The sequence below is a fragment of the Megasphaera sp. SW808 genome, assembly GCF_012027795.1.
Classification (GTDB): Bacteria; Bacillota; Negativicutes; order Veillonellales; family Megasphaeraceae; genus Megasphaera; species Megasphaera stantonii.
On the sequence record NZ_SJOT01000004.1, the window covers coordinates 105,158 to 131,613 of the forward strand.

23 protein-coding genes are annotated in these 26,456 nt (G+C 56.1%); 5 read left to right on the forward strand and 18 right to left on the reverse strand.

The genetic code is table 11. The features are described from left to right. Positions 1–116: 116 nt before the first annotated feature. Together E0L13_RS02765 and queC are read right to left on the reverse strand one after the other, a co-directional pair. Positions 117–2,102 carry a M13 family metallopeptidase gene (locus tag E0L13_RS02765; RefSeq protein ID WP_168060121.1) on the reverse strand — a complete coding sequence of 662 codons (1,986 nt, stop codon included), beginning with the start codon at positions 2,100–2,102 and terminating at the stop codon, positions 117–119. Positions 2,103–2,132: 30 nt separating this feature from the next. Further along, positions 2,133–2,822: a 7-cyano-7-deazaguanine synthase QueC gene (queC, locus tag E0L13_RS02770; protein ID WP_168060123.1), complete on the reverse strand. Its 690-nt coding sequence runs from the start codon at positions 2,820–2,822 to the stop codon at positions 2,133–2,135. Between the two features lie 142 nt (positions 2,823–2,964). Between queC and E0L13_RS02775 the strand changes: the two genes are divergently transcribed. Then, complete coding sequence (locus E0L13_RS02775) at positions 2,965–3,855, forward strand: EamA family transporter (protein ID WP_168060125.1); 891 nt, start codon at positions 2,965–2,967, stop codon at positions 3,853–3,855. A gap of 173 nt (positions 3,856–4,028) precedes the next feature. Here the strand turns inward: E0L13_RS02775 and E0L13_RS02780 are convergent, their stop codons facing one another. From E0L13_RS02780 to E0L13_RS02845, 14 genes are all read right to left on the reverse strand, one after another. Further along, positions 4,029–5,489: an amino acid permease gene (locus tag E0L13_RS02780; RefSeq protein ID WP_168060127.1), complete on the reverse strand. Its 1,461-nt coding sequence runs from the start codon at positions 5,487–5,489 to the stop codon at positions 4,029–4,031. A gap of 469 nt (positions 5,490–5,958) precedes the next feature. Further along, entirely contained in the window at positions 5,959–6,555 is a 597-nt protein-coding gene (locus tag E0L13_RS02785) for a nucleotidyltransferase family protein (RefSeq protein WP_168060129.1), read from the reverse strand. Then, positions 6,540–7,307 (reverse strand): selenium cofactor biosynthesis protein YqeC, encoded by a 768-nt coding sequence (yqeC, locus tag E0L13_RS02790; RefSeq protein WP_168060131.1) that lies wholly within the window; start codon positions 7,305–7,307, stop codon positions 6,540–6,542. The genes E0L13_RS02785 and yqeC overlap by 16 nt, the downstream gene beginning before the upstream one ends. Further along, positions 7,282–8,370 (reverse strand): XdhC/CoxI family protein, encoded by a 1,089-nt coding sequence (locus E0L13_RS02795; protein WP_168060133.1) that lies wholly within the window; start codon positions 8,368–8,370, stop codon positions 7,282–7,284. The genes yqeC and E0L13_RS02795 overlap by 26 nt, the downstream gene beginning before the upstream one ends. Positions 8,371–8,395: 25 nt before the next feature. Next, a complete protein-coding gene (locus tag E0L13_RS02800) occupies positions 8,396–9,427 on the reverse strand; it encodes an ATP-binding cassette domain-containing protein (RefSeq protein ID WP_168060135.1) in 1,032 nt (343 codons plus the stop codon). Then, entirely contained in the window at positions 9,424–10,095 is a 672-nt protein-coding gene (gene modB, locus E0L13_RS02805) for a molybdate ABC transporter permease subunit (protein WP_168060137.1), read from the reverse strand. The genes E0L13_RS02800 and modB overlap by 4 nt, the downstream gene beginning before the upstream one ends. A gap of 2 nt (positions 10,096–10,097) precedes the next feature. Next, positions 10,098–10,940 carry a molybdate ABC transporter substrate-binding protein gene (gene modA / locus E0L13_RS02810; protein WP_168060139.1) on the reverse strand — a complete coding sequence of 281 codons (843 nt, stop codon included), beginning with the start codon at positions 10,938–10,940 and terminating at the stop codon, positions 10,098–10,100. Positions 10,941–10,973: 33 nt separating this feature from the next. Beyond that, entirely contained in the window at positions 10,974–11,906 is a 933-nt protein-coding gene (locus E0L13_RS02815) for an MOSC domain-containing protein (RefSeq protein ID WP_168060141.1), read from the reverse strand. Position 11,907: 1 nt separating this feature from the next. Next, entirely contained in the window at positions 11,908–12,873 is a 966-nt protein-coding gene (gene moaA, locus E0L13_RS02820) for a GTP 3',8-cyclase MoaA (RefSeq protein WP_168060143.1), read from the reverse strand. Next, complete coding sequence (moaC, locus tag E0L13_RS02825; RefSeq protein WP_168060145.1) at positions 12,870–13,361, reverse strand: cyclic pyranopterin monophosphate synthase MoaC; 492 nt, start codon at positions 13,359–13,361, stop codon at positions 12,870–12,872. Before moaC ends, moaA begins: the two co-directional genes overlap by 4 nt. A gap of 8 nt (positions 13,362–13,369) precedes the next feature. Next, positions 13,370–14,389 carry a molybdopterin-binding protein gene (locus E0L13_RS02830; RefSeq protein WP_168060147.1) on the reverse strand — a complete coding sequence of 340 codons (1,020 nt, stop codon included), beginning with the start codon at positions 14,387–14,389 and terminating at the stop codon, positions 13,370–13,372. Between the two features lies 1 nt (position 14,390). Then, a complete protein-coding gene (locus tag E0L13_RS02835; protein ID WP_168060149.1) occupies positions 14,391–14,768 on the reverse strand; it encodes a LysR family transcriptional regulator in 378 nt (125 codons plus the stop codon). Between the two features lie 107 nt (positions 14,769–14,875). Continuing rightward, positions 14,876–15,313 carry a hypothetical protein gene (locus E0L13_RS02840; protein WP_168060151.1) on the reverse strand — a complete coding sequence of 146 codons (438 nt, stop codon included), beginning with the start codon at positions 15,311–15,313 and terminating at the stop codon, positions 14,876–14,878. 6 nt (positions 15,314–15,319) lie between these two features. Beyond that, complete coding sequence (locus tag E0L13_RS02845; RefSeq protein WP_168060153.1) at positions 15,320–18,229, reverse strand: autotransporter outer membrane beta-barrel domain-containing protein; 2,910 nt, start codon at positions 18,227–18,229, stop codon at positions 15,320–15,322. A gap of 494 nt (positions 18,230–18,723) precedes the next feature. On the opposite strand from E0L13_RS02845, the gene E0L13_RS02850 reads away from it, so the two are divergent. The 4 genes from E0L13_RS02850 to E0L13_RS02865 all read left to right on the forward strand — a co-directional run bounded on the left by E0L13_RS02850 (position 18,724) and on the right by E0L13_RS02865 (position 23,856). Then, the gene (locus tag E0L13_RS02850) at positions 18,724–19,821 is read left to right on the forward strand and encodes a molybdopterin-guanine dinucleotide biosynthesis protein MobB (RefSeq protein ID WP_168060155.1); all 1,098 of its coding nucleotides are present in this window, start codon (positions 18,724–18,726) and stop codon (positions 19,819–19,821) included. Between the two features lie 90 nt (positions 19,822–19,911). After that, on the forward strand, positions 19,912–22,113 hold the full coding sequence (fdhF, locus tag E0L13_RS11830) for a formate dehydrogenase subunit alpha (protein ID WP_168060157.1): 2,202 nt from the start codon (positions 19,912–19,914) through the stop codon (positions 22,111–22,113). After that, complete coding sequence (locus E0L13_RS02860) at positions 22,106–22,600, forward strand: 4Fe-4S dicluster domain-containing protein (protein ID WP_168060159.1); 495 nt, start codon at positions 22,106–22,108, stop codon at positions 22,598–22,600. Before fdhF ends, E0L13_RS02860 begins: the two co-directional genes overlap by 8 nt. Before the next feature lie 26 nt (positions 22,601–22,626). After that, the gene (locus E0L13_RS02865) at positions 22,627–23,856 is read left to right on the forward strand and encodes a molybdopterin molybdotransferase MoeA (protein ID WP_168060161.1); all 1,230 of its coding nucleotides are present in this window, start codon (positions 22,627–22,629) and stop codon (positions 23,854–23,856) included. A gap of 28 nt (positions 23,857–23,884) precedes the next feature. On the opposite strand, the gene E0L13_RS02870 is transcribed toward E0L13_RS02865, so the two are convergent. Together E0L13_RS02870 and yqeB are read right to left on the reverse strand one after the other, a co-directional pair. Continuing rightward, entirely contained in the window at positions 23,885–24,616 is a 732-nt protein-coding gene (locus E0L13_RS02870) for a formate dehydrogenase accessory sulfurtransferase FdhD (RefSeq protein WP_168060163.1), read from the reverse strand. After that, positions 24,606–25,472, reverse strand: coding sequence for a selenium-dependent molybdenum cofactor biosynthesis protein YqeB (yqeB, locus tag E0L13_RS02875; protein WP_168060165.1), 867 nt, complete (start codon positions 25,470–25,472; stop codon positions 24,606–24,608). The genes E0L13_RS02870 and yqeB overlap by 11 nt, the downstream gene beginning before the upstream one ends. Positions 25,473–26,456 lie beyond the last annotated feature (984 nt).

The following is a 26,456-nucleotide window of genomic DNA, read 5'->3' on the forward strand; positions in this document are numbered from 1 at the left end:
GACGTTGCTCGAGCACTGTTCGTCCTTGATTGTACCGTATCCCTTTCAATATTGCAAGTCCTAAATAGGGCATTATCTCCAAAAACTATAGATTCTATGCAAGTATTACAAACATATTACCAAAGCTTTACCCGCTGTTCCGGCGCGACGTACATGCCGTCGCCGTTCTCTACGTCATAGGCCTCGTAGAAGGAATCCGTCGCCGAAAGCGCGCCGTTGACCCGGGCCTGCATGATGGGATGCGGGTCGGTCTGCACGCTCTGCAGGAGCAGCTGCGGCGTCATTTTGCTGGCAAAAATAGCGGCGAAATTGCGGTACAAATCGCGCAACGTTTCTTCGTCGCAGCCGGCGATTTCCGTCGCGACGGACAAGCCGCCGCAGTCGGCAATGGCTTCGTTGGCGACGAGAGCCCCATTTTCATACAGTCCCTCACCTACTTTATAGCGGCTGTAATAAGGGGCGAAGGCCGCGGCTTTTTGCCGGAACCTCGCATAATCGCCGGCAGTCCACCAGTTCTTCATATTGCCGTCCTTGTCGTACTGGCTGCCGTTAGGATCGAAGGCATGGGAAATTTCATGGCCGATGACCACGCCGATGCCGCCGAGGTTCGCGCCGTACGAGGCGTCGGGGCTGTAGAAGGGCGGATTCAAGATGCCGGCAGGAATCGTAATGCTGTTGTTCGCCGGAATATACGCGGCGTTGACGTCCTGCGGCTGGAAAGCGTACCATTTATCCGGGTCAAAATCAGTCCCAATAAGCCGATGTACCTGAGCCTGTACCAGCACGGCGTTGTGCATGATATTGCGCAGCAAGTCGCCGCCGTCGGCTTCGGCTATGACATCGGGCATATCCTCAATGATCGGCTTGTCGTCCGCCGCCGGGCCGCCGACAAACACGCGCAGGGCGTCGAGCTTGCCTACGGCTTCCTTCTTCGTATCCTCGCCGAGCCAATCGTTTTTCAGCAAGCGTTCCCGATATACGCCGCGGATCTCGTCGATCATCGCCGTCACGTCCCGCACGGCGTCAGGCGAACAATGGTCCTTCATGTAGATTTGGCCAAATTCATAGGGAAGAAGGCCCTGAACCATGCGGCTCGCCGTCTCTTCGTCGCTGCGGCTCTTTGTGATGCCGAAGCGGTACTGCGTATAGGCCCGCTGCAAATCGCGAAGGCGCCTGTCGGCGTAAGGAGCGAAACCGTCCATGATGCGGAACACGGCGTAGCTCTTCAGCAGGGGCAGATTGTCCTGGACGTAGGCTTCGTCTAGTTTCTGGAGATAGGCTGCGTCAGCCAGAAACAGCTTCTTCTCCTTTGTCAGCTTCCACGACGACAGCAGGCGGCGGCCGTCCATATGGGGCATGAAGGCTTCGATCTCGTTCCGCGTATACATCGTATTCAACACGGCAAAGTCATTGCGTTCTTCGCTGCTCAGCATGACCGGTGCCCAACTCTGTTCCAGGTCAAAAATAGCTTCGGCCTGCCGGGCCGCTTCCTCTGGCGGACTGCCCGCCTCGGCCAGCACGTCGGCAATATACTTCTTATAGGCCTGCCATGCGCCAGGCTGGGGCTCCTTTTCCAGCTCGTATTTGCTCAAAATCGTCTCCGCCGGCACGATGCGGGTGGCGTAGCGCAGCGAATCGGGCATGCGGTCCGCCGTATAATCGACGAATACGGACGCGCCGGACGATTCCCTTACCTGGAGCAGGGCCTGGGTCAGTTCATCCGTCGTTCCAGCCTGCCGCACGGGAGCCAAGACGTCCTGCAAATGCTGCCGCGCCGTCGCGTCGCGCCGTTCCATGTCGACAGCACAGCGATATAAATCGGCGATTTTCTGCTCCGGCGTCCCCTTCGCGTACGAGCCTTCCTTGGCAGCGATTTCATGCAGCTCCTGTTCTAAAATTTTCGTATTTTTCAGCGATTGTTCCTTAAACCAGGACCAGGATGGCTCGGTCGGCTCAATCTTCTTTTCCGCCAGCGTCGGCCCGTTGACGGCTAAGTAAAAGTCGTCCCGTTCCGAAACGGGCTCCTGGGCCTGGGCCGTGCCGAAAGCCAGCAGCGCCGTCAGCACCAGCGCGGTCAGGCGTTGTTTCGTCCCATATCTCATCGGTATCCTTACTCCTTTACAGTCGGAAATCTATCGCGCCGTCAGCGCCGGATCTACTGCGCCGTTGGCGGCAAAGGCCTTGGCCCGGTCGATGCAGGTCGCGCAGACGCCGCAGGGCCTGTCGCCGCCTTCATAGCAGCTCCAGGTCAGTTCGTACGGAGCACCCAGCCGCAGCCCTTCCTTGACGACGCCGGCCTTGTTCCACGACAGCAGCGGCGCTTCCAGGCGGCACGTGCGGCCCGAGCCTTCGTAAATAGCCGTCGCCATGGCCTGTTCAAATTCGGGCGTACAATCCGGATAAGCCCGTCCCGCCGCGTCGTCGGCGTGGGCACCGTAATAAATTACTTCAGCGCCGACGCTGACGGCAATTGCCGCGGCATAGGATAAAAATAAGCCGTTGCGGAAGGGCACGTACGTATCAACGGTCCCTTCGCCGCCTAATTCCTTCAGCTGCTCCGCATAGGATTCATGGCGGATTTCCCTGCCCCTTCCCTGCAGCAGGGAGCTGTCGCTCAGGGCGAAGGCCTGGGATAAATTCGTTTCTTTATGAGCCACGCCGTAATGGGCGGCTACCTGGCGGGCCGCCTGTATTTCCTTCGCGTGCTTTTGCCCGTAATAGGCCGTCAGGGCCATTACCTCGCCGGCGCCGTATCGTTCCACAGCCATAGCCAGGCAGGTCGTCGAATCGACGCCGCCGCTCAGCAGTACCATGCATTTCATATGTATTCTTCCTTTCCATCTGTACGATGACCCTATTATACCATATTTTGCCAAGCCGTTTTTCTGACGAAATCCCTTGCATTCCCCTAGCCGTCCTATATAATAAAAACCATAACGCACTATACTAAAGGGAGAAGATATCATGATCAAAGCGCTGCTGCTCATATACGCCATTTGGGGATTTAACTGGGTCGCCATGAAGGAGGCGACGCTCTTTTTCCCTCCGGTCCTCTTTGCCTGCTACCGCTTCGCTGTCGGCGCGGCCATCCTGCTGGCAGTCAACGCCTGGCTGAAGCTGCCCCTTCCGCCGCGGCGGTACTGGAAATGGATCGCCCTGACGGGACTGCTGCAGATCGCCGGCAACAACGCGGCCATGCAGATGGGCATTAAAGACCTGGACGCCGGCCTCGTCGCCGTCCTGAATTACAGCATGCCCGTGTGGGTCGCCATCCTGGCCCATTTCTTTTTAAATGAAAAGCTGACGAAGCGCAAGGCCTTAGGCGTCGTCGTCAGCATGATCGGCCTGGTTATCCTCATGCACATCGACTCCCTCGGCAACGCCTCCAGCCTGTTCATCACTATCGGCGGCGCCATTTCCTGGGCCGTAGCAAACGTCGTCATCAAGTATCAAAACAGCAAGCTGAAAAGCAAGGACTGCAATATGATTCAGTACACGGCCTGGCAGATGACAATCGGCTCCATCATCTTATTCCTGTATACCAGCTGCATGGAAACAGGCCAGGTACACTGGACGCCCATGGCCGTCGCCTGTCTGGCCTACAACGGCATCCTGGCCTCCGCACTGGCCTTCTTCCTCTGGAACTACGTTCTCACCTGCATGGAAGCCAGCAAGGCCTCTATTGCCGTCCTGGCCGTCCCCGTCGTCGGCGTCGTCTGCGGCATCCTCTTCCTGGGCGAAAGGCTGTACGTCAGCACTGCCGCCGGCATGGTTCTGATACTGGCCGGCATTATTCTCATCGTAGCGCAGAACTCAAAGCCCCTGTCCTCACGGTTTCATCGCTCAAGATCGTAACAACACCGAACATATACGAGCTTACGTAAAGCCACTGTATTCGAATTTCTATAAAAATTCGTATTCTTGTGCTTCCCATAATATGACTGAACCCCGCTTGCTATAAACAGCAGGCGGGGTTCAGCGTATGCATGTCAGTATATCATTATCAGAAAAAGGCTGGCTACTGTAACTTAATGCCCCTTCGTCGGCTGCGCAACCGGATTTATATTGGCGGCAGAGCCGGCAGGAACGGCGCTTCGTCTCGTCTTGGAAATGATGCTGTGGCTGTAGCCATAGCCGAAATAGATAGCCAGGCCGATGAGGAGCCAAACGACGAAGCGGATCTGCGTAACGAGCGGCAGCATGTAAATCAGGATGCCGCAGAAGACGATAGCCAAAGCCGGTACGAGCGGCACGAGCGGGCATTTGAAAGCGCGCTGCTGATTGGGGTTCTTCTTCCGCAGGATGATGACGGCAGCCGAAACGATGATGAAGGCGCAGAGCGTGCCGATGTTGGTCATTTCTGCTACGGCGTTGATGGGCAGGAAACCTGCTGTAATAGCCGTAATGACGCCGACGAGAGCGGAGCTTCTGGCCGGAGTTTTATACTTCGAATGAACGTGGCCGAAGAATTTCGGCAGCAAGCCGTCGCGGGACATGACGAACAGTACGCGGCTCTGACCAAAGCTCATGACCAGCAGTACGGACGTAAGGCCGCAGATAGCGCCGACCGATACGGCCGCAGCGCCCCAGTGATAGCCGACAGCCTGCAAGGCGAAGGCAACGGGAGCCGCCGTCGTCTGGAACTGCATAAAGGGAACCATGCCGGTCAGTACGGCGGAAACGGCGATGTACAAAATCGTGCAGATAATCAAGGATAAGATAATACCGCGAGGCAGCGATTTCTGGGGGTCTTTTACTTCTTCTGCCGCCGTGGAAACAGCGTCAAAGCCGATGTAAGCAAAGAAGATAATCGATGCGCCGGCGAATACGCCCGACCAGCCGAAGGGCATGAACGGAACCCAATTCGAGGCGTCGACATGGCTGAAGCCCAGCGCGAGGAACAATGCGACGACAGCCAGCTTAATGGCAACGATGACGTTGTTGACGAAGGAACTCTGCTTGACGCCGCGGATGTTGACAAAGGCGACGACAGCTAAGATGAGAACAGCTGGCAAGTTGACGATGCCGCCGTCATGGGGAGCCATGGTCAGCGCCGCCGGCAAGGTAATTCCCAAATTCATGAGAATGTTGTTAAAATACCCGGACCAGCCGATGGCGACGGTCGATACGGCGAAGGCATATTCCAAAATCAAATCCCAGCCGATGACCCAGGCCCAAAATTCCCCTAACGCTACATATCCATAGGTGTACGCGCTGCCGGCAACGGGAACCATTGCGGCAAATTCAGCGTAACATAAGGCGGCGCATCCGCAGGCCAAGGCGGCGATAATAAATGAAATAACCAGTGCAGGACCAGAATAATTTGCCGCAGCTACGCCTGTCAGGACGAAAATCCCCGTCCCTACGATGGCGCCGATCCCCAGCATGGTCAAACCGAACGTGCCGAGGAACTTGTTCATCCCGCCGTCCATTTTGGTTTCGGAGATGAACTCGTTAATACTTTTCGTTCTAAATATTTTTTTAGTCATAATACCCCTCTTTCCCCTATCTTCGTAATCGGAGTTATACGTATAACCCCCTGCTCCGATTACGTTCTCTATTATACTCCCTTATTTTAATTTGTAAAGGTTATTTTCGTGTTTTATTTTATATTTTTATAGTTTTAGTGGTTTTATTTAGAAAATATTCTAAAAACAGGTGTTTTAGTTAATTTTATATATTCAATATTCATTTTTTGTATGACATTTATGAATAGAGCTACCTTTACCGTATATAGAAAAGCTTTACTACTATTTCATCTTTATATTGTATATAAATTTCGTATTTTACAAAAATCCTGCCAGGTTTCTTCACACCAGCATACGTGATGTCCCTCTATATAAAAACGCTGCAAAAAAGCGTTGCCAAAAACAAGGATAGCCGACCAAGTCCTCACTGCCATCATTTCACCCATAAAAATAAGCGCTGGATTTTCTAATCCAAGCGCTTTCTTTCTAACTATCTTTCCGCCGCTTCCCAATCATCTCTCGTATCGATATCGCAAAGCTCGCCTTCCGGCACGGCGAACTGCCATAGGTCGTCCTCGTATGTCTCCAATATCGCCCTGCCGCCTCTATCGCCTTGCAGGGCCAGCAACTCGTCTTTATAAACATGGGAAAAAATCGCCGGACTGCCGCGGCGGCTGCCCGATACGGCGCAGCCTATGCCGCATCCCGACTGCGCGTATTGCTTGACGAAATCGCTTATGATCTCGCCGGAAAGGAAGGGCTGGTCGGCGGCGAAAAAGGCCCAAGCATCGGCAGCAGCAGACGCCTCCACTCCCAGGCGGACAGACGCGGCCATACCTTCTTCGGCGGCCGTATTTTTCACGACAATCGCACCATGAGCACGGCACCACGACAGAATTTCGTCATACTGGCTGACGACGTATAGGCGGCACGAGCACGACAAGGCGACGCTGATACGCCGCACAGCATCCTGCAAATGGTCAAAGCCATGGCGATACAGGGGCTTGCCGGCCAGCGGAGCCAGCAGCTTATTGCCGCCAAAGCGCCGGCTGAAGCCCGACGCCATGTAAATCAAAGCGATGTGCACCGTATGTCCTCCCGTTCCTCTATATCGAAAAAAGTCATCAGCCCTATGGGCTCAGCCATGCGGCGCAGCAAATCCTGTCCCCGCAGCCGAACCGCTTCACCATCGGCCTGATTGAAAACAGGTATAACCGGTACCTTCCAATTTCGGCGCAAGGCTGCCAAACACGAAGTGACGACGGCGGCGAATACGTCGTCCGTAACGACTTGCCGCCGAGCCCATCGGCTTCGTTCCCAGCGGAAACAGACCTCGTCCAGAGGACGACCCCAGGCAGATAATCCTGCCACATGGACGATGCAGTCTGCATCCGGCGGGATGACCGGCTCGTGCGGACCGAAGCATTTCAGCGGCTGCCGCCGCGACCCGTCGGCTTCGACGAGGACGACATCGGCTAAGGCCCGGCATACAGCAAAAAGCGCGTCGCCGCCGTAGCCAATCTTACCCCGGCCGTCCCGACGGCCGACGACAGCGAAACCTCGCCCTTCCAGCAGCGATTTCACCGTCGCGGCATCGTCAGCCAGCACTTCCGACGGCGGCTCGTACATATGAGTCGTCGTCGCTATGGCAACTCGTTTTCCCTGCCGGCGCAGCTCCTCAGCCAGCCGATAGATCCATGTCGTCTTGCCGCCTGAACCGGTAAAGGCGACGACGGTCTTTTTCTTCTGCGCCAAGGACGGACAGCCATATGCCAATCCCTGCCGCAGCGACGGCATCTCTTCAGCCGCCCCGTTACGGCAGGCGAATATGCGGCACATCGGCGGCCCTCCACTTCTTCGCGTCGGCCTTTTCCCGACCTTCCCGCCGCGCCCTGACAGCGATGAGCTCCGCCGCAATGCTGACGGCGATTTCCTCCGGCGTCGCCGCAGAGATGGGAAGGCCGATGGGGCCGTACGTGTTATCTATTTCTTCTGCTGCAAAGCCGTCGGCCAGCAGCTTTTCCCGCACGAAATGCAGCTTATTTCGGCTGCCGATGACCCCGATGTACTGAGGCCGCAGCGGCAGTATCTGCCGCTCGACGACGTAGTCGCCTACGTGGCCCCTCGTCATGATGCAGACGTAATCGTCCTCTCCGATATGGAAATCCGGCAGATGCTCCAAGTCGGCGACGACGACGGACTCGGCGTCGGGAAACCGTTCGGCATTGGCAAAGTCTTCCCGGTCGTCTACGACGACGCAGGAAAAGCCGACGCGGGCTAATAGGGGAACCAGGGCGCAGGCTACGTGACCGCCGCCGAAGATAAAGGCCCGGCTGGCTGGAAAAAAGGACTCGGCATACAGCAATTTCCCACTATAGGATAGTAACTGCGGCTTATAGGTCGATGCATTCCCACTTTTCCGCAAAAAACGCTGTAAATCCGCCCTATGCTGTTCATCGCCGCAGTATACCGTCTCCGGCCCGGCGACTGCCATGGCCCATCGCTTCGGCTCCGTCATATCGCATAGGAGCAAATAGGGCCTGCGGTTTCGGCCATATTCGGCGATAGCTCTGATACAGGCCGCCGCATCAGGCCCGATGTACTGGCAAAAGACGGTAAACGTACCGCCGCACACAGCTCCGATGTCCGCCGCCGCGCCGGGGCTCAAATCATATGCCAGCAGCGTGGAAACGCCATCCTGCAAGGCCCGTCTTGCCGCTTCGCAGGCCTTGTACTCGCCGATGCCGCCGCCAATCGTCCCCACCGTATCGCCGGAAGCCAATACGAGCTGGCGGCTGCCGGCACCGCGGGGCGTCGCGCCGTGACTTTCCACCACCGTCAGCAGCGCCGCCGGCCGGCCGGCGCAGAGTTCCGCTTCCAGTCTCAGAAATACGTCGTCCATATATCCTATCCTTTCCGTATATTCCTTATCGGTATAACAGCAATATATCCTCAGGCCGCACGCCTAACGCATCGGCGCGCACGCCTTCGCCTCCTGCGGCCAGCCAGACAAGGGGCGGCTCGTCGGGCCTCTGCCCGTCGTAACGAAAGGCTGTCAAGATGCCAAAGGGCAGCTTCGTTTCTTCTGCAATCGAAACGGCCCGCGAATTGACGGGCACGGCTGAGCTGAACGAACGCTCCCGGATGCCGACGGCGCATAATTCGTCCTTCACGTCGCAGGCCGCCGTAAATTCGCAGTTCCACGACGGCACGAAGACAGTCCTCCGCCCCGTTTTCCAGGCCGGCGCAATATTGCGGCAGCCCATGAGGGACGCCGCCGTTTTCGATTGGGGCTGGGAAAATACGGCGTCCCGCTCGCCGATGACGTCGATGCGCCCGTCGCTGAGAACGGCGATGGTACGGCACAGACGGTACGCTTCTTCATAGCTGTGGGTCACGACGACGACATCCTTGTCGAATTGGCGCAGCACGTCGGTCAGCTCCGCCATGACCTGTTCCTTCAGGCCGGCATCTAGGGCGCTGAAGGGCTCGTCCAGCAGCAGGATATCCGGCTCGTTGACCAATATGCGGGCCAGGGCCACGCGCTGCTGCTGGCCTCCCGATAGCTGGGACGGCTTATGGTATTCCAATCCTGTCAAGCCGAGCCGTTCCATCACCGCCGCGATAATAGCCCGCCGTTCGCCCCGGCCAACGTGCCGCCGGACGCCGCAGGCGATATTTTCGGCCGCCGTCATATTGGGGAATAAGGCGTAATGCTGAAACAAATAGCCGACGCGCCGCTCCTGCACCGGCAGATTCACGCCCTTCGCCCCGTCGAAAAAGACGCGGTTCCCGACGGCAATACGCCCCCGGTCGGGACGCTCAATGCCGGCGATGCACTGCAAGGTCTTGCTCTTGCCGCTTCCCGACGGCCCCAGCAGTCCCAGTACGCCGCGAGCCTGAAATTCCACGTCCAGACAAAACCGGCCGAGCCGTTTATAACACTGCACATCTATCACGACCAGACCTCCCTTCGGCGGCGTTTCCGTTCCATCAGGCTGACCGTCACCAGGACAACGGCGCTGATAGCGATGTTGACAAGAACCCAGACGAACGCACCGTATTCGTCGTTCGTCCGCCACAGCTGATAGACCGTCGTCGAAATCGTCGCCGTGTTCTTGGGAATATAACCGATAAGCATGCTCGTCGCGCCGTATTCCCCCAGCGCCCGGGCAAAGGCCAGGACGAGGCCGGCCAAAATGCCCTGCTTGCAATAGGGCATGCGGATGCGCCAAAAAATATACGTATTGGACAATCCCAGGGTCTGCCCGCTCCAGGCCAGTGTCTCGTCAAAGCTTTCGAAGGCCCCGCGGGCCGTTCGATACATGAGGGGAAAGGCGACGACAGCCGAAGCCGCGACGCCGCCGTACCAGGTCATGACCAGGGGAAAGCCTACGTCATGGAGGAACATGCCGACGGGATGACGCAGGCCGAAGACCAGCAGCAGGAGCCAGCCGCATACCGTCGGCGGCAGGACCAGGGGCAGCGTCAGGACGACATCGAGGACGCCCTTGACGAGGCGCGGCGCTTTCGCCACATAGTAAGCGGCGGCGATACCGCAGAAAAAGACGAGGACCGACGAAATCGCGGCGATGCGCAGGCTGTTCCAAAGAGGATACCAGTCCATACTTACCCTGCCCGGCTGAAGCCGACGCTTTCAAAGACAGCCATGGCCTTGTCGCTCCGGAGATAAGTCAGGAACTCCTTAGCCGCCTCCGGATGGGCGCTGGTCTTCAACACAGCCGCCGGATAGACGACTTGTCCACACATATCCTTCGTCGCTTCGTCGACGGGCTTCAAGCCGGCGCTGTAGGCATCGGTGCCGTAAATGACGCCGCAGTCGGCGCTGCCTTCCTTGACCTGCGTCGTGACTTCTTTGACGTTCGAGCCGTACGTAATACGGCCCTGCTCGGCAACAGCCTGTTCATCCAGTCCGTAATAAGCCAAAATTTTCTGCGTATACTGGCCTACGGGCACGTCGCTGTTGCCCATGACCAGGCGGATAGAGCCGTCGTTAAGCTTCCTCGCCATATCATCGAAGCTGGTAATCTGCTTCGGATTTCCCTCCGGCGTCGCCAGGACGACCTTGTTTTCCAGCAAATCGACCCGCGTTCCCTGGAGCACGAAATCCAGCTTCTCCGGATTAGCCCTTTCATCCTTCGACGCGTCGAGCTGGTCCATCTGCTTCTGGGCTGCCGAAATGAATAGGTCGCAGGCCGCGCCGTTTTGAATCTGCGGCTTCAGCGTCCCTGACGAGTCGAAATTATAGACAATTTCTATATCGGGATGCTCCTGCTGATACGCCTTGGCGATTTCGTTCATCGTTTCGGTCATGCTAGCCGCCGCAAAGACGGTGAGCTTCGTCTTCCCTTGCTCCGCCGCCCCCTGTTTCTCAGCACCGCAGCCAGCCAATACGGCAACACTCACAAGAAGCGATAGCGATATAATACCTAAGGCAGTCTTCCACTTCATACGGTCTTCATCCTTTCCGCTTGCTTGCGCATATTATCGGGCACACTCTCCGCCGTCGCCGCGGAGCAAATCCAGCCCATGAGGAATCGTATCTAAAAAAACGTCCATACATTCCCGGCAGGCCTTAGGGCTGCCGGGCAAATTGACGATAAGGGTCTTGCCGCGAATGACGCTGACGGCCCGGGACAGCATGGCCCGCTTCGTCACGATCAGGGACGCCGCCCGCATGGCCTCGGCGATGCCCGGAGCCCGCCGCGTCGCTGCAGCGAGAGTCCCTTCAGGCGTCATGTCGCGAGGCCCGAATCCCGTGCCGCCTGTCGTCAAAATCAAATCCAGCTGCCGCTGGTCGGCCAACCGCATCAGTTCCCCTTTAAGAGGCTCGATGCCGTCGGGCAGCAGCAGCTCCTCTACGACGTCGTAGCCCCGCTGCCGCAGCGCTTCGGCGACGACAGGGCCGCTTTCGTCCCTGCGCTCGCCGCGGCTTCCCTTATCGGACAAGGTAATCACCGCCGCCTGATAGGGCCGCTTTCCCTGCCGCGGTTCCACGACGATTTCGTCGCCGGGACGAATGACGCCGCCTTCCAGCACGCGGGCGAAGACGCCCTCGCGGGGCATGATGCAGTCGCCTACGGCCTGGTAAATAGCACAGTGGCTGTGGCATTCCTTGCCGATTTGAGTCATTTCCAGAAGGACGTCGCCGCAGCGAAAGAGCGTGCCTACAGGCAGCGACGAAAAATCAATGCCCTCGGCGACGATGTTTTCGCCGAAATCGCCGTACGATACGGGCGCGCCGCGCCGGCGGAATTCTTCTATTTTTTCCTGAGACAATAAACTTACCTGACGATGCCAGCGGCCGCCGTGAGCGTCGCCTTCAATCCCCCAATCGACGCGACAGTGGACGAAGGGCTCCGGCCGCTTCTGCGTCCCCTTGGCCTGACTCGTACAAACAGCTCTTACAATTCCCATACTAGCCTCCAATTTCATTCATAGCCTTTCGTTCCGTCACGGCCTGGCCCTGTCCAAAGCAATGCCGGGCCGGCTTGCGGAGTATGGCCTGCTCTATGGCCTGCGCCAGCAAGCCTTCCCCTTGGCCGGAGCGGACGACAGCCCGTAAATCCACGCCGTCGTCGTAGCAGAGGCAGGGCTTTAAAAATCCCATGCTCGTCAGCCGCAGGCGGTTGCACTGCCGGCAGAAAACGTGCGAATTGGCCGCGATCATCCCGATATATCCCTTCAGCCTGCGGCTGGCGTAATACGCCGCCGGGCCGTTGCCCCGCCGAACCGACAGGGGCGCTAAATCGGGATAGATACCTCGCAGGACCGCCAAGGCCTCGTCGGCGCTGCAACACTGCTGGTATGCGCCGCAGCCGATCGGCATGAGCTCGATAAACCGCACGTCTACCGGCAGCTCTTCTGCCAGGCGGGCCAGAGGCGCAAGCTGCTCTTTCGTATCAGCCAGCAGGACGGCGTTGATCTTCGTCGGCAAGCCCGACGCCGCGCACTGCCGTACCGCCTGCATCACCTCGGGCAGAACGTCGACGCCCGTAATGGCCCGGTACTGGGCCCTGTCCAGGCTGTCCAGGCTGATATTGACGCCGTCTATACCGATGCGCCGCAGCTCCGGCAGCACTTGCGGCAACAGCCAGCCGTTCGTCGTCACCGTCACGGACTCGACGCCCGGCAGACTCCGCAGCTCCCGTATAAAACCGACCGCTCCTTTACGGACGAAGGGCTCGCCGCCTGTGACCTTGAACTTCGTAATCCCGACGCGCAACGCCGCCCGGCAGATTTCGACGATTTCCTCATAGCGCAGGACGTCGCCGTGCCCCACGGCAGATATGCCGTCGGGCATGCAGTAGCGGCAGCGCATGTTGCAGCGGTCCGTAATCGAAATGCGCAAGTAATCGATACGGCGTCCTAATGTATCTATCATAGGTCATCCTGTCCGTCAAAAGAAAAATATCCGCTCTTGCCGCCGATTTTTTCCAGCAAATGAATATCCGTAATCACCATTCTCTTGTCGACGGCCTTGCACATATCGTACACCGTGAGCAGGGCTAACGACGCGCCCGTCAGGGCTTCCATTTCCACACCCGTCTGCCCCTGGCATTTGACGGTGCAGCGGCATTCGATAGCCCCTTCCTCATCGTGAAAGATGAAATCGACGGCGCATTGGCTCAAATTCAGTATGTGGCACAGCGGGATGAGCTCGCTCGTCCGCTTCGCCCCCATGATGCCGGCCACGCGGGCCGTGCCGAGGACGTCTCCCTTGGCGATGTCTCCGGCCGTCACCGCTTCGTAGCATTCCCGGCTCATAACGATGCGCCCGGCAGCCGTCGCCGCCCGCGCCGTAACCGCCTTGCCGCTCACGTCGACCATGACGGCGTTTCCCTTATCGTCTATATGGGTAAAACGTTCCATAGCTCCTCCTATTTCCCAAAGCCGCAGTTCGGGAAGGTACATACGGGGCAGTTCAGGCACAGGCCGCCTTCGCCGAGGCGCGTCAGCTCATCGGCTTGGATTTCCACGCCAGCCGCCAGCGACGGCAGAACCAGGTCAAAAATCGTCCGCTTGCTGTACATGACGCACCCCGGCAGGCCGGCAATGGGACGGCCGTCGTCCGTATAGGCCAGCAAAAACATCGCCCCCGGCAGCACCGGCGCGCCGTACGACACGATGCGCGCCCCCGTGTTCTTGATAGCCAGCGGCGTCTGGTCGTCTGGGTCAACGCTCATGCCGCCTGTGCAGAACACCATATCGACTCCCTTGACCAGCATATCCTGAATCGCCGCCGTAATGGCCGCCGGCTCGTCGGCCAGCGTGACGTGCTGCGTCACGGCGATGCCGTACTCAGCCAGCTTTTCTTTGATGACCGGCGTAAACGTATCGGCAATGCGGCCCTTGAACACTTCGCTGCCCGTCGTGACGACGCCGGCCGTCTGGGCCGTAAAGGGCAAGACGTTAAACAACGGCTCCGTTCCAGCCCCTTTCTTGGCCGCTTCCATCTTCGCCTTGGAAATGACCAGTGGAATGACCCGCATCCCTGCCAGCACGTCGCCTTGTTTGACGGCAAAGCCGCCGTGACGCGAGGCGATCATCATCTCGCCCAGGAAATTGACGGCCTGCAAGCCCTGCCGGCGAATCGTAAGCAAGCCGTCGCAGTCGGCGACGAGCTCGATTTTCCCTTCCTTCGCCTCCGTAGCGTGCATATTCGCGCCCAGGGAAATATCCCGCAGGATGGCCGCCGCGTCGTTTTCATGGAGCGTCGAGTCGTCGCACTCCCATATATATACGTGCTCCTTGCCGACAGACAGCAGCACGGGAATATCCTCCTCCTGAATGATATGGCCCTTGCGGAATACGGGTCCCTTAGACACGCCCTGTATGATCTGCGTAATGTCGTGGCACAGCACGTGACCGATCGCTTCTTCTGTCTTGATTTTCTTCATATTACACCTCGCCTGCTTTTATCTTTTCCAGTTCTTCGCGGCTGAAAAAGCGGTCGAACTGTTCTGCCGCCACGGCTTTGACCGCTTCCTCCATGTCGTCGTACCGCCGTAGCACCGCTTCGCCCTGAGCCGTCAGGACCGACCCGCCGCCGCGCTTGCCGCCGACGCGGCATTCCGTCAGGGGAAATCCCCAGATGCGCTCGGCCTCGCGGATGACCGTCCAGGCCTTGGAATAGGACATATCCATCTGCCGCGCCGCCCCTTGTAAGGAACGGCAATCCCGCACGCCCCGCAGCAAGGCCGCCACGCCGGGGCCGAAGGCTTTCTTATCGGCCACGATGCGCACCGTCACCTTGCAGTGCAATTCCTTCTCTTCCATCGTTAGCTTCTCCTTATCGTTATTCTCGCATGCGAATATCGGATTCTATACAAGTATAAACGAAAACGCCCGGACAATCAACTTGTCCGAGCGTTTTGCACTCTGCGCTATCCTTTTATGCTGTGATGCGCGACGGCTTTCCGATTCATGGAAAACCATTGCTTGCGGCAGTCGGCACTGCAGAAGGCCGTCCGCCTGTCCTTGGCGTCCCGTATTTCCACGAGGACGCCGCAGTTCCGGCAATAGAAGCTATGCTGTACGGGCTGGGACTCTACGTTTTTGGAATGCTTCCAGTACAGCCGCTCGCAGTGGGGCGAGCAGAATTTTCTCCGCTTATCCGCCCCTTGCGTCACGACGACCAGCTTGCCGCAGCGGATGCAACGAAAGGAGCGCAGCGTCTTTCCGCTGCCAGCCCGCTGAGACGGCGGGGCTTCGTCCCGATGGCGGTAGGCATAGCGCCGGCAGGCCGCGCTGCAGTACCGCTCCGTCGCGCGGTGCGCCGTAAAGACCTTGCCGCAGACCGGGCATTTCGCTTCCCGTTCCACCGCTTCTTAGACCTTCCAGTTCATGCCGAAGTTGAACTGATACGTGTCTTCATTGTCGTTGCCGATGGATTTTTCCATGTCCAGGTACATATAGGTGCCCTTGCTGAACTGATGGGAGAAGCCGAGGCCGATGTCGTACCACGTGCCTTCGTTTTCGTAGGTCGTGCTGAGGAGGCCCGTGGCGTCGCGGGCTTCGATATCCTGATCGCCAAGGAATTCATGGAGCACGTCGGCCTTGATGTAGAAGGTGCTCTTTTCGCCGACGTCCTTACCGAGGCGGAAGCCGACGCGGCCAATCAAGCTGTCGATGGCGTCGAGCTGGACATGCGTATCCTGGCTCGTCGTGTAGTCGGCGTCGGTAACATGAGCGTACTGGATCTGAGCCTGAGGCTCGATGTACCAGTTGTTGCCCAGGTCTTTCTTACGGCCGTATTCAGCGCTGGCCGAGTAGACGAAGTTGCTGTAATCGCCGGTGACTTTTTCGCCGAGGGTTCTCGTGTACAGTTCGAAATCGTTGGACAATCTGCCGAACTTCAATACGTAGTCCGTATAATGGCCCTTATTGCCCAGCCACGTATCGTAGAACCAGATACCACCGCGGCGTACGTCGCCTTCACCGGCTACGTTCTTGTAGTCCGCCGTGCCGCGCATGTAGTCGATGGCCACGCCCTGGCGGTGTTCGCCGTCTTCGCGGTCGTTGACCCGCGTATCGTAGCCCAGTTCCATCATGGTGTTCATGCTGCGGAAGGCATCGGACTTGCCGATGCGGTCATGACGCATACGAACCCAAAGCCCTTCATCGCCGTCGATGTAGCGCGCTTCGCCCATGCGCTTGTTCAGGCGGTCCATGTAGATAGCGTTGGAGTAGTTGACCTTAGACATGGCAATGACTGTCTTACCGGCGTCGGAAACATTGTCTTTCGTTACGCCTTCACGGACAAGATATACATTATAAGGATTTTCTCCAGTTCCATATTCTGCATCCGTATAATCTGTCCCCGGCTTAGCAGTACTGTCGGAAAACTCAGAACCGCCATTATATTCATCTTCTACTGTTGTTCCTTGAAGCTCATCCGTCGCATAGCTTTCATATACTACATCAAAATCGACATCAAACATGCCTTTGTCATTAATACGCGTACTGCGTCCAAATGTTGAAACCTCACCGCTTACATTTCCGTCTTTATCAAATCCTCCACCAGCATTCGCAACGGTAGCAAATCTAATTTTATCACCAACATCCATTTTTAGTACATCTTCACTATTTTGTATTGTGAGGTGCTGCGTTGCGTTAGTTCCATCTTTTACATAAATCATGTCGCTGTTTACCAAATCATCAGGCTTCAACGTCACTATAAAATTATTGTTACCTTCAATTTTTCCAATATGAACGGCATAGCTACCGCCATTTTCTCCATCTAATACGATATCGCTATTATTTCCTTTTAATTCCGTAATCCATGATTGCCCTTTGACTTTCCATGTAGAGCCAGTTCCCATATCAACGGTAACTGTACCATTCTTATGAACATCTCCGCTAAACGAGGATTCGAACTGTCCCAAATGTTCATCTATCCAAGTTGAATCGGCCGCATCCTGATAATCGTCAGCACGTCCAATCCAAACACTGCCATTTCCGAGAGTTACGTTTACCGTGCCGCCATCAGCGGCTAATGCATCGCCCACATGCCTTAACGAATCTTCAACATTTAACCGAACAGCAGTCTTCTGATCTATCGACTCTGTGTTTTCTGCTGTCCCATAAGCTTTAATATCCCCGACAAGGATATTTTGATTATTTTCATATCCATGAACAGTCAAATCAATAAGTCCGCCGTTTTCGGCTTCAATATTGCCCTCAAAATTAATATATCCAATACCATTTTCGCCAGATTTAACAGAATTGCTGTTTCCATTTGCATCAATACCTTCAGCATAAATAGCATAGCTGTTATTTCCATTCATCGTAATTACATTTTTTTCTCCATTAAGTTCAATCTTACTCCCAAAGTTATTTACGGTGTCATCACTATTATATGAAATATTTACTTCAGTAGCAGCTATACCGTAGTTATAATTTCCGTTTGCCGTTATATCCAAATCATTAACATTTATATATCCATTTTTGCCTGTTAAAATTCCATAAACTTTTCCTCCGCCAAACAAACCATTGGTTCCATTACCATTAAGTACAATCTTTGTTTTTCCATTCAAAAACACTTCACCTTTACCTTTTGCTTGTTGTTTAGCAGTAAGTGAATTAGCATCAGAACCAGCCCAAACAGCGGTCGGATTAATAGAATTACCAGATAGCGCCGCACTCAATAAATTTCCAGCATCACCATCAAGTTGTATATCTGTATCTCCGTTTACAGTAATTGAAGCAACATTAGGATTCTCTATATCTCCATTTATAGAAGCATTAGCTCTAATACCATTGCCATTAGTTTTTAAATGAACTTTTAAATTCTCTTTAATAATAACGTCTACATCAGTAGTAACATCCCGACTTAAATTAATGGCATCAGAACCTACTGCATTTATTATTGCAGTATAATTCTTAATATAAAAATTTGGATAATGATTTGATAAATGCAATCCATCAGCATTGCTTTTCCCATCCACATACACACTTATGTTTGTATCTTCTAAATCAAATCTTTCACTATATACACCTAAAGCTCTATTAGCATCTTTATCTGTTGAGAAATAGAGCTCAACATCAGAAAAATCATTTAAGTAATAGTCCTTCCCGTCTATATTAAATTTTTTATCATGTGCTATGGTCTCATCTGAATTAACTATCAATTTATTATTATCAATATATGCAGTTACTTCAGCACTTGCCGCCATAGGCATTATTCCAAACAACATCAACGCTAAACTAATCTGTTTCCTCAATCGTTTCTTATTCATAGTATCGCTTCCTTTTCCCAAAATTACATAATGCAATTTACCAAACTCATACTCTGTCCAACGCATTCCATCGCATCGTCTGGAAAAAGGCACGACAAAAAGACAGTACGGTGCCGCACTGCCTAGTATATATTTCTCTAAAAAGCAGGACATTGCGTTCCTGCAAATTTAAAGCAGTTACTTTATAAAATTCATACCCCCCCCCCAGTAACTGATTTAGTTATGAAAGTCTTAGGGTAGGTTTCACAACATAAATTACGGTTTTCCTGCGTACTGAGCCGGACAGGTTTCATATTCAGTGCACCTCCATTCTATATCTTTTATCACTATATACCATGATTTTACTACGACTTTAGGGGTGTACGCAATATTTTTTTCGAAACATTTTACTCATACCCATGCGGTTATCCTATTCTATCTGCACGCTTTCCCATTTCCCGCATCCTATGGTACCATAGACATACTACATGGAGAACGCAAAGGGGGAATCTGCATTGACAAATATCGTACATACTGTTTCGTTAGGCTTGATTATCTTAGCCGGCGGCCGCAGTTCCCGCATGGGACGCGACAAGGCTTCTCTGCCGTGGCGCGGCGCAACGCTGCTGACCGATTTGCTGCTGCGCAGCCAAGCCATCAACTTTGATGAAATCGTCGTCTCGGCCAACAGGCCTCCCGACCTTTCGGCCCTTCCGCTGAATTTGGCCGCCCGCGTCCGCGTCGTCGCCGACGACTGCCAAGATTGCGGCCCCCTCGGCGGCATGGAAGCGGCCTTCCGCGCCTGTACCTGCTCGTACTACCTCGTCTTGTCCGTCGACCTTCCCTTTTACGATTTCTCTCCTGTGAAGCAGCTCCTGCCGGAACTGGCCCAAATGTCGCCAGTCGATTTGTTCCTGCCTATGTCCAAAAGCCGGCCTCAGCCCCTGGCCGCCGTGTACAGGCGAGAGGCGGCTCTCGAAGCCGTGCAGGCAGCCCTGAACGCTGGCAAACGCCGCGTCTTATCCATTGCCGACGCATTGACTGTCCGCATCCTCGACGACGCAGGCGCGCCGATTCTATATGAAAACGTCAATACGCCGTCGGCTTACAAGGACGCCCTGGCCATCGACGCCAACCGCCGCCGCGCCGTCCCCGTCGTCTCACTCTCCGCCGCCCGCTCGGGAGACGGCAAGACGAGCCTTGCCGTACAGGTCATTGCCGAGCTGACGCGCCGCGGCTATGCCGTCGCCTACGTCAAGAGCACTCATCATCGCCGCTGCCGTGAAAAAAGGGGCTCCGACACGGACAGGGCCCTGCAAGCCGGCGCAGTCCAAGCCCTGCTCTGCAGCCCTGACGACGTCGCCGCCGGCGAAGGCAAGGAAGATGCCCTCCTTCGGCTGGCCCAGCAGACGGCCGCCGACATAGCCATCGTCGAAAGCCGCAGCCACGGCCCCTTTCCCATCATCTACATCGCCGGCCCCGAGCCGCCGCCTATGCGTCCCGACAACATGACGGCTGTCATCGGCTGCGGCGGCGACGAGTTCTTCCGCTATATCTCGCCGGAACGCATCGACTGCCTTTGCGACTATATCTTGTACCTGACGACATCCTGACAGGAGCTATTGTACAAAGTATTTGCATATTCTCGCCGAGAATACTAAAATAGATATATTAAGCATTACTATGTAAGAAAGGAACTGCCTATGTCAGCCTATAAAACGATTACTACGGTCTGCCCGTACTGCGGCGCAGGCTGCGTCATCGACTGCACCGTCGATACGGAACATAACTGCGTCGTCGAAGCCAAGGGCTCTCCCGACGGCGTCAACAACGAAGGCCGCCTGTGCCTGAAGGGCCTGTACGGCTGGGATTATCTCAACGACCCGCAGATTTTGACCCGCCGCCTGCGCCAGCCTATGATCCGCAAGTTTGGAAAGGATTCCCCCCTCGTCGAAGTGTCCTGGGACGAAGCCATCCAATTTGCCGCCGAACGGCTCAAAGCCATCATCAAGGCCTACGGCCCCGATACAGTCATGGGCGCCGGCTCGGCCCGCGGCCCGGGAAACGAAGCGGCCTATATCATGCAGAAATTTATGCGCGCAGTCGTCGGCACGAACAACGTCGACCACTGCGCTCGCGTTTGACACGCTCCGTCTGTTGCCGGGCTCGGTGAGTCCGTAGGAGAAGGGGCGATGTCTATCAACATCCCCGAAATCGAAGATGCAGAAGTCATCTTCAACATCGGCTACAACGGGCCGGCGTCCCATCCCATTGTCGCCCGCCGCATCGTACGGGCCAAGAAGAAGGGCTGCAAGATCATCTGCGTAGACCCCCGCAAGACGGAAACGGCCCGCATCGCCGATATTTACCTGCCCATCAAGGGCGGCACCAACATGCTGTTTCTCAACGCCATGGCCCACGTCATCGTCACGTCGGACCTGGTAGACCACGATTTCATCAAGGCCCACACGACGGGCTTCGAGGAATATGCGGCGGAAATTTCGCAGAAGAAATACGCCCCCGAAGCGGTTTCCCTCGCCACGGGCCTGGCCGCCGGCGACATCCGCGCCGCCGCCCGCTTATTCGCTTCGTCTAAGCACACTATCACCCTGTGGGGCATGGGCGTAACGCAGTTTTCCCAAGGCGTAGAATGCGTCATCGCCTGCTCGAATTTAAACCTCATGACGGGAAATTACGGCCGCCGCGCCTCCGGCGTCGGCCCCGTCCGCGGCCAGAACAACGTCCAGGGCACGTGCGACATGGGCCTGCTGCCTAACAATTATCCCGGCTATCAGTCCGTCACCGATCCGCAGGTACGGCAGAAATTTGAAAAGGCCTGGGGCCGTCCCCTGCCGTCAAAGCCCGGCATGATGCTGACCCAGGTTCCTCACGCCGTACTGGAAGAAAAGGACCCGGCCAAAAAAATCCACGCCTACTACATCATCGGCGAAGACCCGGCCCAATCGGACCCGAATTTGGCCGAGGTCCGGGAAACCTTATCCAACATCGATTTCGTCATCGTGCAGGATATTTTCTTCAACAAGACCTGCGAATACGCCGACGTCATCTTCCCGGCTACGGCCTGGGGCGAACACGATGCGGTATACACGTCGTGCGACCGCCGCTTCCAGCGTGTCCGCAAGCTCGTCGAGCCCCAAGAGGGCTGCCTGACCGACTGGGACATTACGTGCCGCCTGGCAACGGCTATGGGCTATCCCATGCACTACGCCGACACGGAGCAGATATGGGATGAAATGCGCCGCTTATGTCCCAAATTTACCGGCGCGTCCTATGAAAAAATCGCCGCCAACCACGGCGTCCAATGGCCCTGTACGTCGGAAGACCCGTCCGACACGGGCACGCCGATCCTCCATGAAGGCGGCCATTTCGCCACGGCCGACCACAAAGGCCATTTCTACTACTATCCCTATACGCCGGTCCGCGAACGGGAAAACGCCGAATATCCCTTTTCGCTGGCTACGGTCCGCGAGGTAGGACATTATTCGGTCCGCACCATGACCGGCAACTGCCGCGTCCTGGCCGGCCTGGCCGACGAGCCGGGCTACATCGCCATGAACACCGAGGACTGCCGGAACCTGGACATTACGGAAGGGGAACTGGTCAATGTCGTCTCGCCGCGTGGCCATACAATTACCCGCTGCTTACCGACGGACCGCGTATCTCCCGGCTCGACGTACATGACCTACCAATGGTGGATCGGAGCCTGCAACGAGCTGACCACGTCGGTCCTCGACCCGAAAAGCCGCACGCCTGAATTCAAGTACTGCGCCTGCCGCATCGAAAAAATCCAAAACCAGAAAGGCGCCGAACTGTTCATCAAGCGGCGGTACGAAGAAATCCGCGCCCGCATGGGCGTATCCGTAAAAGGAGAAAACCATGTATAAACACGTCAAAGTCGACCCGGAGCTGTGCATTGGCTGCAATACCTGCATGGCCGCCTGCGTCGTCAGCCATACGGGCAAGCGCATCTTTTCCATGGAGCCGGACAGCTATGATTTTACGCCGCGCATCCGCATCATGCGCACCAGCGACGTCACCAAGCCCATACACTGCATGCAGTGCGGCAATCCGCAATGCATGGCGGCCTGCCCCTTCAACTGCATCTTTTTCGGCGAGCGTACTGTCGTCATCGACGAAGACGCCTGCCGGGGCTGCGGCAAATGCGCCCGTGCCTGCCCGTTCGGGGCCATTACGATGACCCGAATCGTCCACGGCAACACCCAGGGCCGGTCTTTCCGCCTGGTAGCCTTAAAATGCGACCTCTGCGCCAATACGATTCAGGGAACGCCGGCCTGCATCGACGCCTGCCCGACGGAAGCTCTCTCTCTGTTTGAGCCGCCGCCTCCCCGCAAAAAGAAAAAGAATACCTGATATGTACGCGACAGGAGATTATCGTCATGAACGCTCTCACGCTGGCCGAAGCCGCCGCCCTCTGGCGCGGCATATTGGCTCATACGACGCATACAATAGAATACGTCCCGCCCGATAAGGCCTGGGGCCGCATTGCCGCCGCCGATATCTGCGCAGCTCATCCCTATCCGCCCTATCGGAAATCGCCCTTCGACGGGTACGCCCTCTGCCTGAACGGAAAAGAGCAGTCCTACGAGGTCGTCGCCACCATCGGCGCCGGCGAACGCTATGACGAGCCCGTCCTTCCCGGACAAGCCGTGCGCCTCATGACGGGCTGCGCCGTGCCGCGCAGCTGTCAGGCTGTCGTCATGCAGGAGGCCGTCCGCCGTCAGGGAAAGAGGATTGAATTGACGACCATTCCCCTGCCGGAAGACAATATCATTCCCATCGGCGAGGAATGCCTGTCCGGCGAGGTGCTTCTATCCCAGGGAACGTACCTGACAAGCGGAGCCGTATCGGTCGCCGTCGCCATGGGAAATACGGCGATTCCCGTGTACAAAGACGTCCGGGTGCTCCTCGTCACGTCGGGGCGGGAACTCGTCATGGCCGGTGAAGAACGGCAGTACGGCCAGATATACAACTCCAATGCTTATCTGTTTCAGCAGCTGCTGCGCGACGAAGGAATTCGCAGCGTCGCCTTCTGCCATGTCAGCGACGCGCCGGAAAGGCTGGCGTCAGAAATAGAGCAGGTACGGGAGCTGGCTGCCGACGCCGACCTGATCCTGTCGACAGGCGGCGTTTCCGTCGGATTGTACGACACCATGCCGCAGCTCTTTCATCACCTGGGAGCCAGAGAGCTATACCGGCGCATCGCCATGAGGCCCGGCTCGGCGTCGTACGGCGGCCTCATCGAACGGAAGGGCGGCAACGCCGTGCCTGTCCTGGGACTGTCGGGAAATCCTTCGGCGGCATTCAACGCCTTTCACCTCCTGGCCGTCCCGGTGCTGCGGCAGCTCCGCGGCGAAGAGCACGGCGATTTCCCCGTCGTCACCTGCCGGCTGAACGGAAATTTGACGAAGGAAAATCCCGTAGACCGATTCATCCAGGGACGCCTTTCCGTTGCACAAGGCCGGCCGGTATTCACGCCGAACCACGTCGTCACGTCCAGCGCGCTCCTGGGACTAAAGGCGGCAAACGCCTTGGCCCTGCGCCCCAAACACTCGCCGCCGCTGACCGAGGGGGAGGAAGTTCCCGTCCTGCTGCTGCGGCGAATATAAAGATACAAAATAAGACCTATGCATGCTGTCAAGGACTGCATAGGTCTTTGTCGTATGATTTGATAATGCGTTCTTCATGAGTAAAAAGGCGGAACGAATCGCTCCGCAAGGCACAGACCAGCGTAAGGCCCAGCCGTTCCGCCGCTTCAATGCCGGCGCTCGTCGCCATAGCCCGCGAGGCGATGCACGATACGCCGAGGAAGCTGGCCTTTTCCGCCACCTGCTGCGGCACGCGGCCGCTGAATACCAAGACGGCCTGCGACGTGTCTATATTGCGGAGATATATTTCGCCGGCCAAACGGTCCAGCACGTTATACCGGCTTACGTCTTCTGCATAGGCCAGGACGACTCCATCCTGCACGAGAGCCCCTTCATGAACGCCGTGAGTCATATGATGAGCCGCCGATAATTCGTCCAGCAGCGTGCCGTACGAGCATAACTGCTCGGCCGTAACGGTCATGGCTTTCCGGCTGTTCGCCAAGGCCTGTTTGACGCCGACGACGGCAATGGATATACCGCGAGTTTCATAGCAGGCACGAACGGCCTGACCGTTTTCTATCAGGCCCTGCTGCATGCAATAGCCGATGGCTAATACGTCCAGCTCGTGAGGCGACGACGTCATATGGCGTATACAGCGGCCGTTCAGCCACAGATCCCACGCGACTTCATCGGAAATCATAATGGATGCCGCCTCGGTGCAACCCTTTCGATACAGCAGGCACGGATACTGCCGGCAAGATGAGGTTTGATTATAGCTCATATCCCGCCTCCTGACATTTCCGCCCTTCCAACCACAGCAAGGCCGTCACGACGGCGCCGCCAATGCAGCGGGCCTTGTCGGAAATGGTAAAGCAATTTTTCATTTCTTCCTGCCGTGGGTCGATATCGGCGATTTTAAAGCCTTCGACGACAGGATTAGAATCCCGAATCAAACCGCGAACCAATCCCGTCAAAGAGGCCGGCACAGGTACTCCGTCGTCGGGCCCTGGAACATATCCCTCAGGCAGAGCCTCTTTCGTAATAACGCCCAGAGGCTGCCCTTTTTCAACTACGCTTCCGATGCGTACGAGACCGTAAAAGCGGCCTGCCGCCGGACTGTGGATCACTCGTTCTTTTCCATAGCCTCCGATCAGCCCTGGCACACCCGTGTTGGCTTTGGCTTGTCCTTCCAATATGATGCGCCCTAAATCGTGCCCTCTCATCGTCTCAATAACGGCGTCCACGTCGCTGCCGGCCGTAAAGCCTGGCCCCAGGGCGACGACATGGCGCGCCATTTCTTTATTCGTACCAAGATTCCGCTTTGCTAAAATAGCATCGACAACGGCCCAGGGCTGCAGCTCCGCAATAGAGCGGCCCTTAGGGTCGATGATAACCGGGACCTCGCCCTTGTTCCAGGCCTTCTCGATGGCCTTGCCGCTGCGGCAAAGCCGGGCCGTAAGGTCTTCGACAGACGCCGTTTCATCATATACGGCTTCCGACAAGGCAACTTGCCGCCGAATCGCCGACGGGTCGGCCACTTCCAACACTAAGAGGGAAAATCCAGCCCGATGCAATGCCTGTATCGTTCCGGTCGCAATGTCGCCGCCGCCGCGGACAATAACGAGTTTATCTTTCATGGAGATACTATCCTTTCTCTTCTTTCTGTATAGGCGGTTAGATTCACAAGTAATTAAACTCATTGTATCATACATTTGCAAGGTGCAACATATGTCGGGAAAAGTCATCATGTATTCTGAAAAAATACACACATGCCAAAAAAACGCATACATGTTACATGCGTCGCCTGCTGGCAGTCACCTCACCTATACGTCGCTTTTATGCGTTGTGTCTATCTGTTTAGTATATCCCCATCAGGACTTCGAATCGACAGCTGTTGCCACATAGACCTATCAGTATTCCATCTCATTTTCCCTGATTCGAAGTAAGGGACTCACTCCCGTTTGCGCGTCGCTTTGCTCCTTCAAATGGGGTTTCCTGCTTATGCTGATCTTAAGGCAACTCTTTGACATCGGATGGGAAGCCGCTATATACAAAACATATACGTCTCCTGCTGGCGGTCGTCTCACCTATCAGTCGGACCGGCATGCATACATACGTTGCTGTCACATATCCCGTTCACGTCAGCGGTCCGACATAAGCGATTCGCACAGTTTTGCGCGTCGCTGTCTATCTGTCGAGTGTATCTCCATCAGGGCTTCGAATCGGCAGGCATTGCGGCATGAACCTATCAGCTTCTATCTCATGTGTCCCGATTCGAAGTAAGGGACTCACTACCGTTTGTGCGTCGCTTTGCTCCTTCAAACGGTGTTCCCTGCTTATCCCAGGGACCTGGAAGGATAGGAAGCTGCACATATACAAAAAAAGAACGCATACATACTATATATGTCTCCTGCTGGCGGTCGTCGCACCTATCAGTCGGACCGGCACGCATGCATATGTTGCTGTCACATATCCCGTTTACGTCAGCGGTCCGACATAAGCGATTCGCACAGTTTTGCGCGTCGCTGTCGCTCCTTCAAAACTGGCACTCTGCTTATCCCAGGGCTTGCCCTGGATGCTAGGATAGAAGATGCTGATTACAAAAAGAGAGCAGTGCATTG

What these genes read in the sequence shown, in the direction of transcription:
- E0L13_RS02765 (WP_168060121.1), bottom strand. Translation starts at nt 2,102, where the DNA reads ATGAGATATGGGACGAAACAACGCCTGACCGCGCTGGTGCTGACGGCG.
- queC (WP_168060123.1), bottom strand. Translation starts at nt 2,822, where the DNA reads ATGAAATGCATGGTACTGCTGAGCGGCGGCGTCGATTCGACGACCTGC.
- E0L13_RS02775 (WP_168060125.1), top strand. Translation starts at nt 2,965, where the DNA reads ATGATCAAAGCGCTGCTGCTCATATACGCCATTTGGGGATTTAACTGG.
- E0L13_RS02780 (WP_168060127.1), bottom strand. Translation starts at nt 5,489, where the DNA reads ATGACTAAAAAAATATTTAGAACGAAAAGTATTAACGAGTTCATCTCC.
- yqeC (WP_168060131.1), bottom strand. Translation starts at nt 7,307, where the DNA reads ATGTGCCGCATATTCGCCTGCCGTAACGGGGCGGCTGAAGAGATGCCG.
- E0L13_RS02795 (WP_168060133.1), bottom strand. Translation starts at nt 8,370, where the DNA reads ATGGACGACGTATTTCTGAGACTGGAAGCGGAACTCTGCGCCGGCCGG.
- modB (WP_168060137.1), bottom strand. Translation starts at nt 10,095, where the DNA reads ATGGACTGGTATCCTCTTTGGAACAGCCTGCGCATCGCCGCGATTTCG.
- modA (WP_168060139.1), bottom strand. Translation starts at nt 10,940, where the DNA reads ATGAAGTGGAAGACTGCCTTAGGTATTATATCGCTATCGCTTCTTGTG.
- E0L13_RS02815 (WP_168060141.1), bottom strand. Translation starts at nt 11,906, where the DNA reads ATGGGAATTGTAAGAGCTGTTTGTACGAGTCAGGCCAAGGGGACGCAG.
- moaA (WP_168060143.1), bottom strand. Translation starts at nt 12,873, where the DNA reads ATGATAGATACATTAGGACGCCGTATCGATTACTTGCGCATTTCGATT.
- moaC (WP_168060145.1), bottom strand. Translation starts at nt 13,361, where the DNA reads ATGGAACGTTTTACCCATATAGACGATAAGGGAAACGCCGTCATGGTC.
- E0L13_RS02830 (WP_168060147.1), bottom strand. Translation starts at nt 14,389, where the DNA reads ATGAAGAAAATCAAGACAGAAGAAGCGATCGGTCACGTGCTGTGCCAC.
- E0L13_RS02835 (WP_168060149.1), bottom strand. Translation starts at nt 14,768, where the DNA reads ATGGAAGAGAAGGAATTGCACTGCAAGGTGACGGTGCGCATCGTGGCC.
- E0L13_RS02845 (WP_168060153.1), bottom strand. Translation starts at nt 18,229, where the DNA reads ATGAATAAGAAACGATTGAGGAAACAGATTAGTTTAGCGTTGATGTTG.
- E0L13_RS02860 (WP_168060159.1), top strand. Translation starts at nt 22,106, where the DNA reads ATGTATAAACACGTCAAAGTCGACCCGGAGCTGTGCATTGGCTGCAAT.
- E0L13_RS02865 (WP_168060161.1), top strand. Translation starts at nt 22,627, where the DNA reads ATGAACGCTCTCACGCTGGCCGAAGCCGCCGCCCTCTGGCGCGGCATA.
- E0L13_RS02870 (WP_168060163.1), bottom strand. Translation starts at nt 24,616, where the DNA reads ATGAGCTATAATCAAACCTCATCTTGCCGGCAGTATCCGTGCCTGCTG.
- yqeB (WP_168060165.1), bottom strand. Translation starts at nt 25,472, where the DNA reads ATGAAAGATAAACTCGTTATTGTCCGCGGCGGCGGCGACATTGCGACC.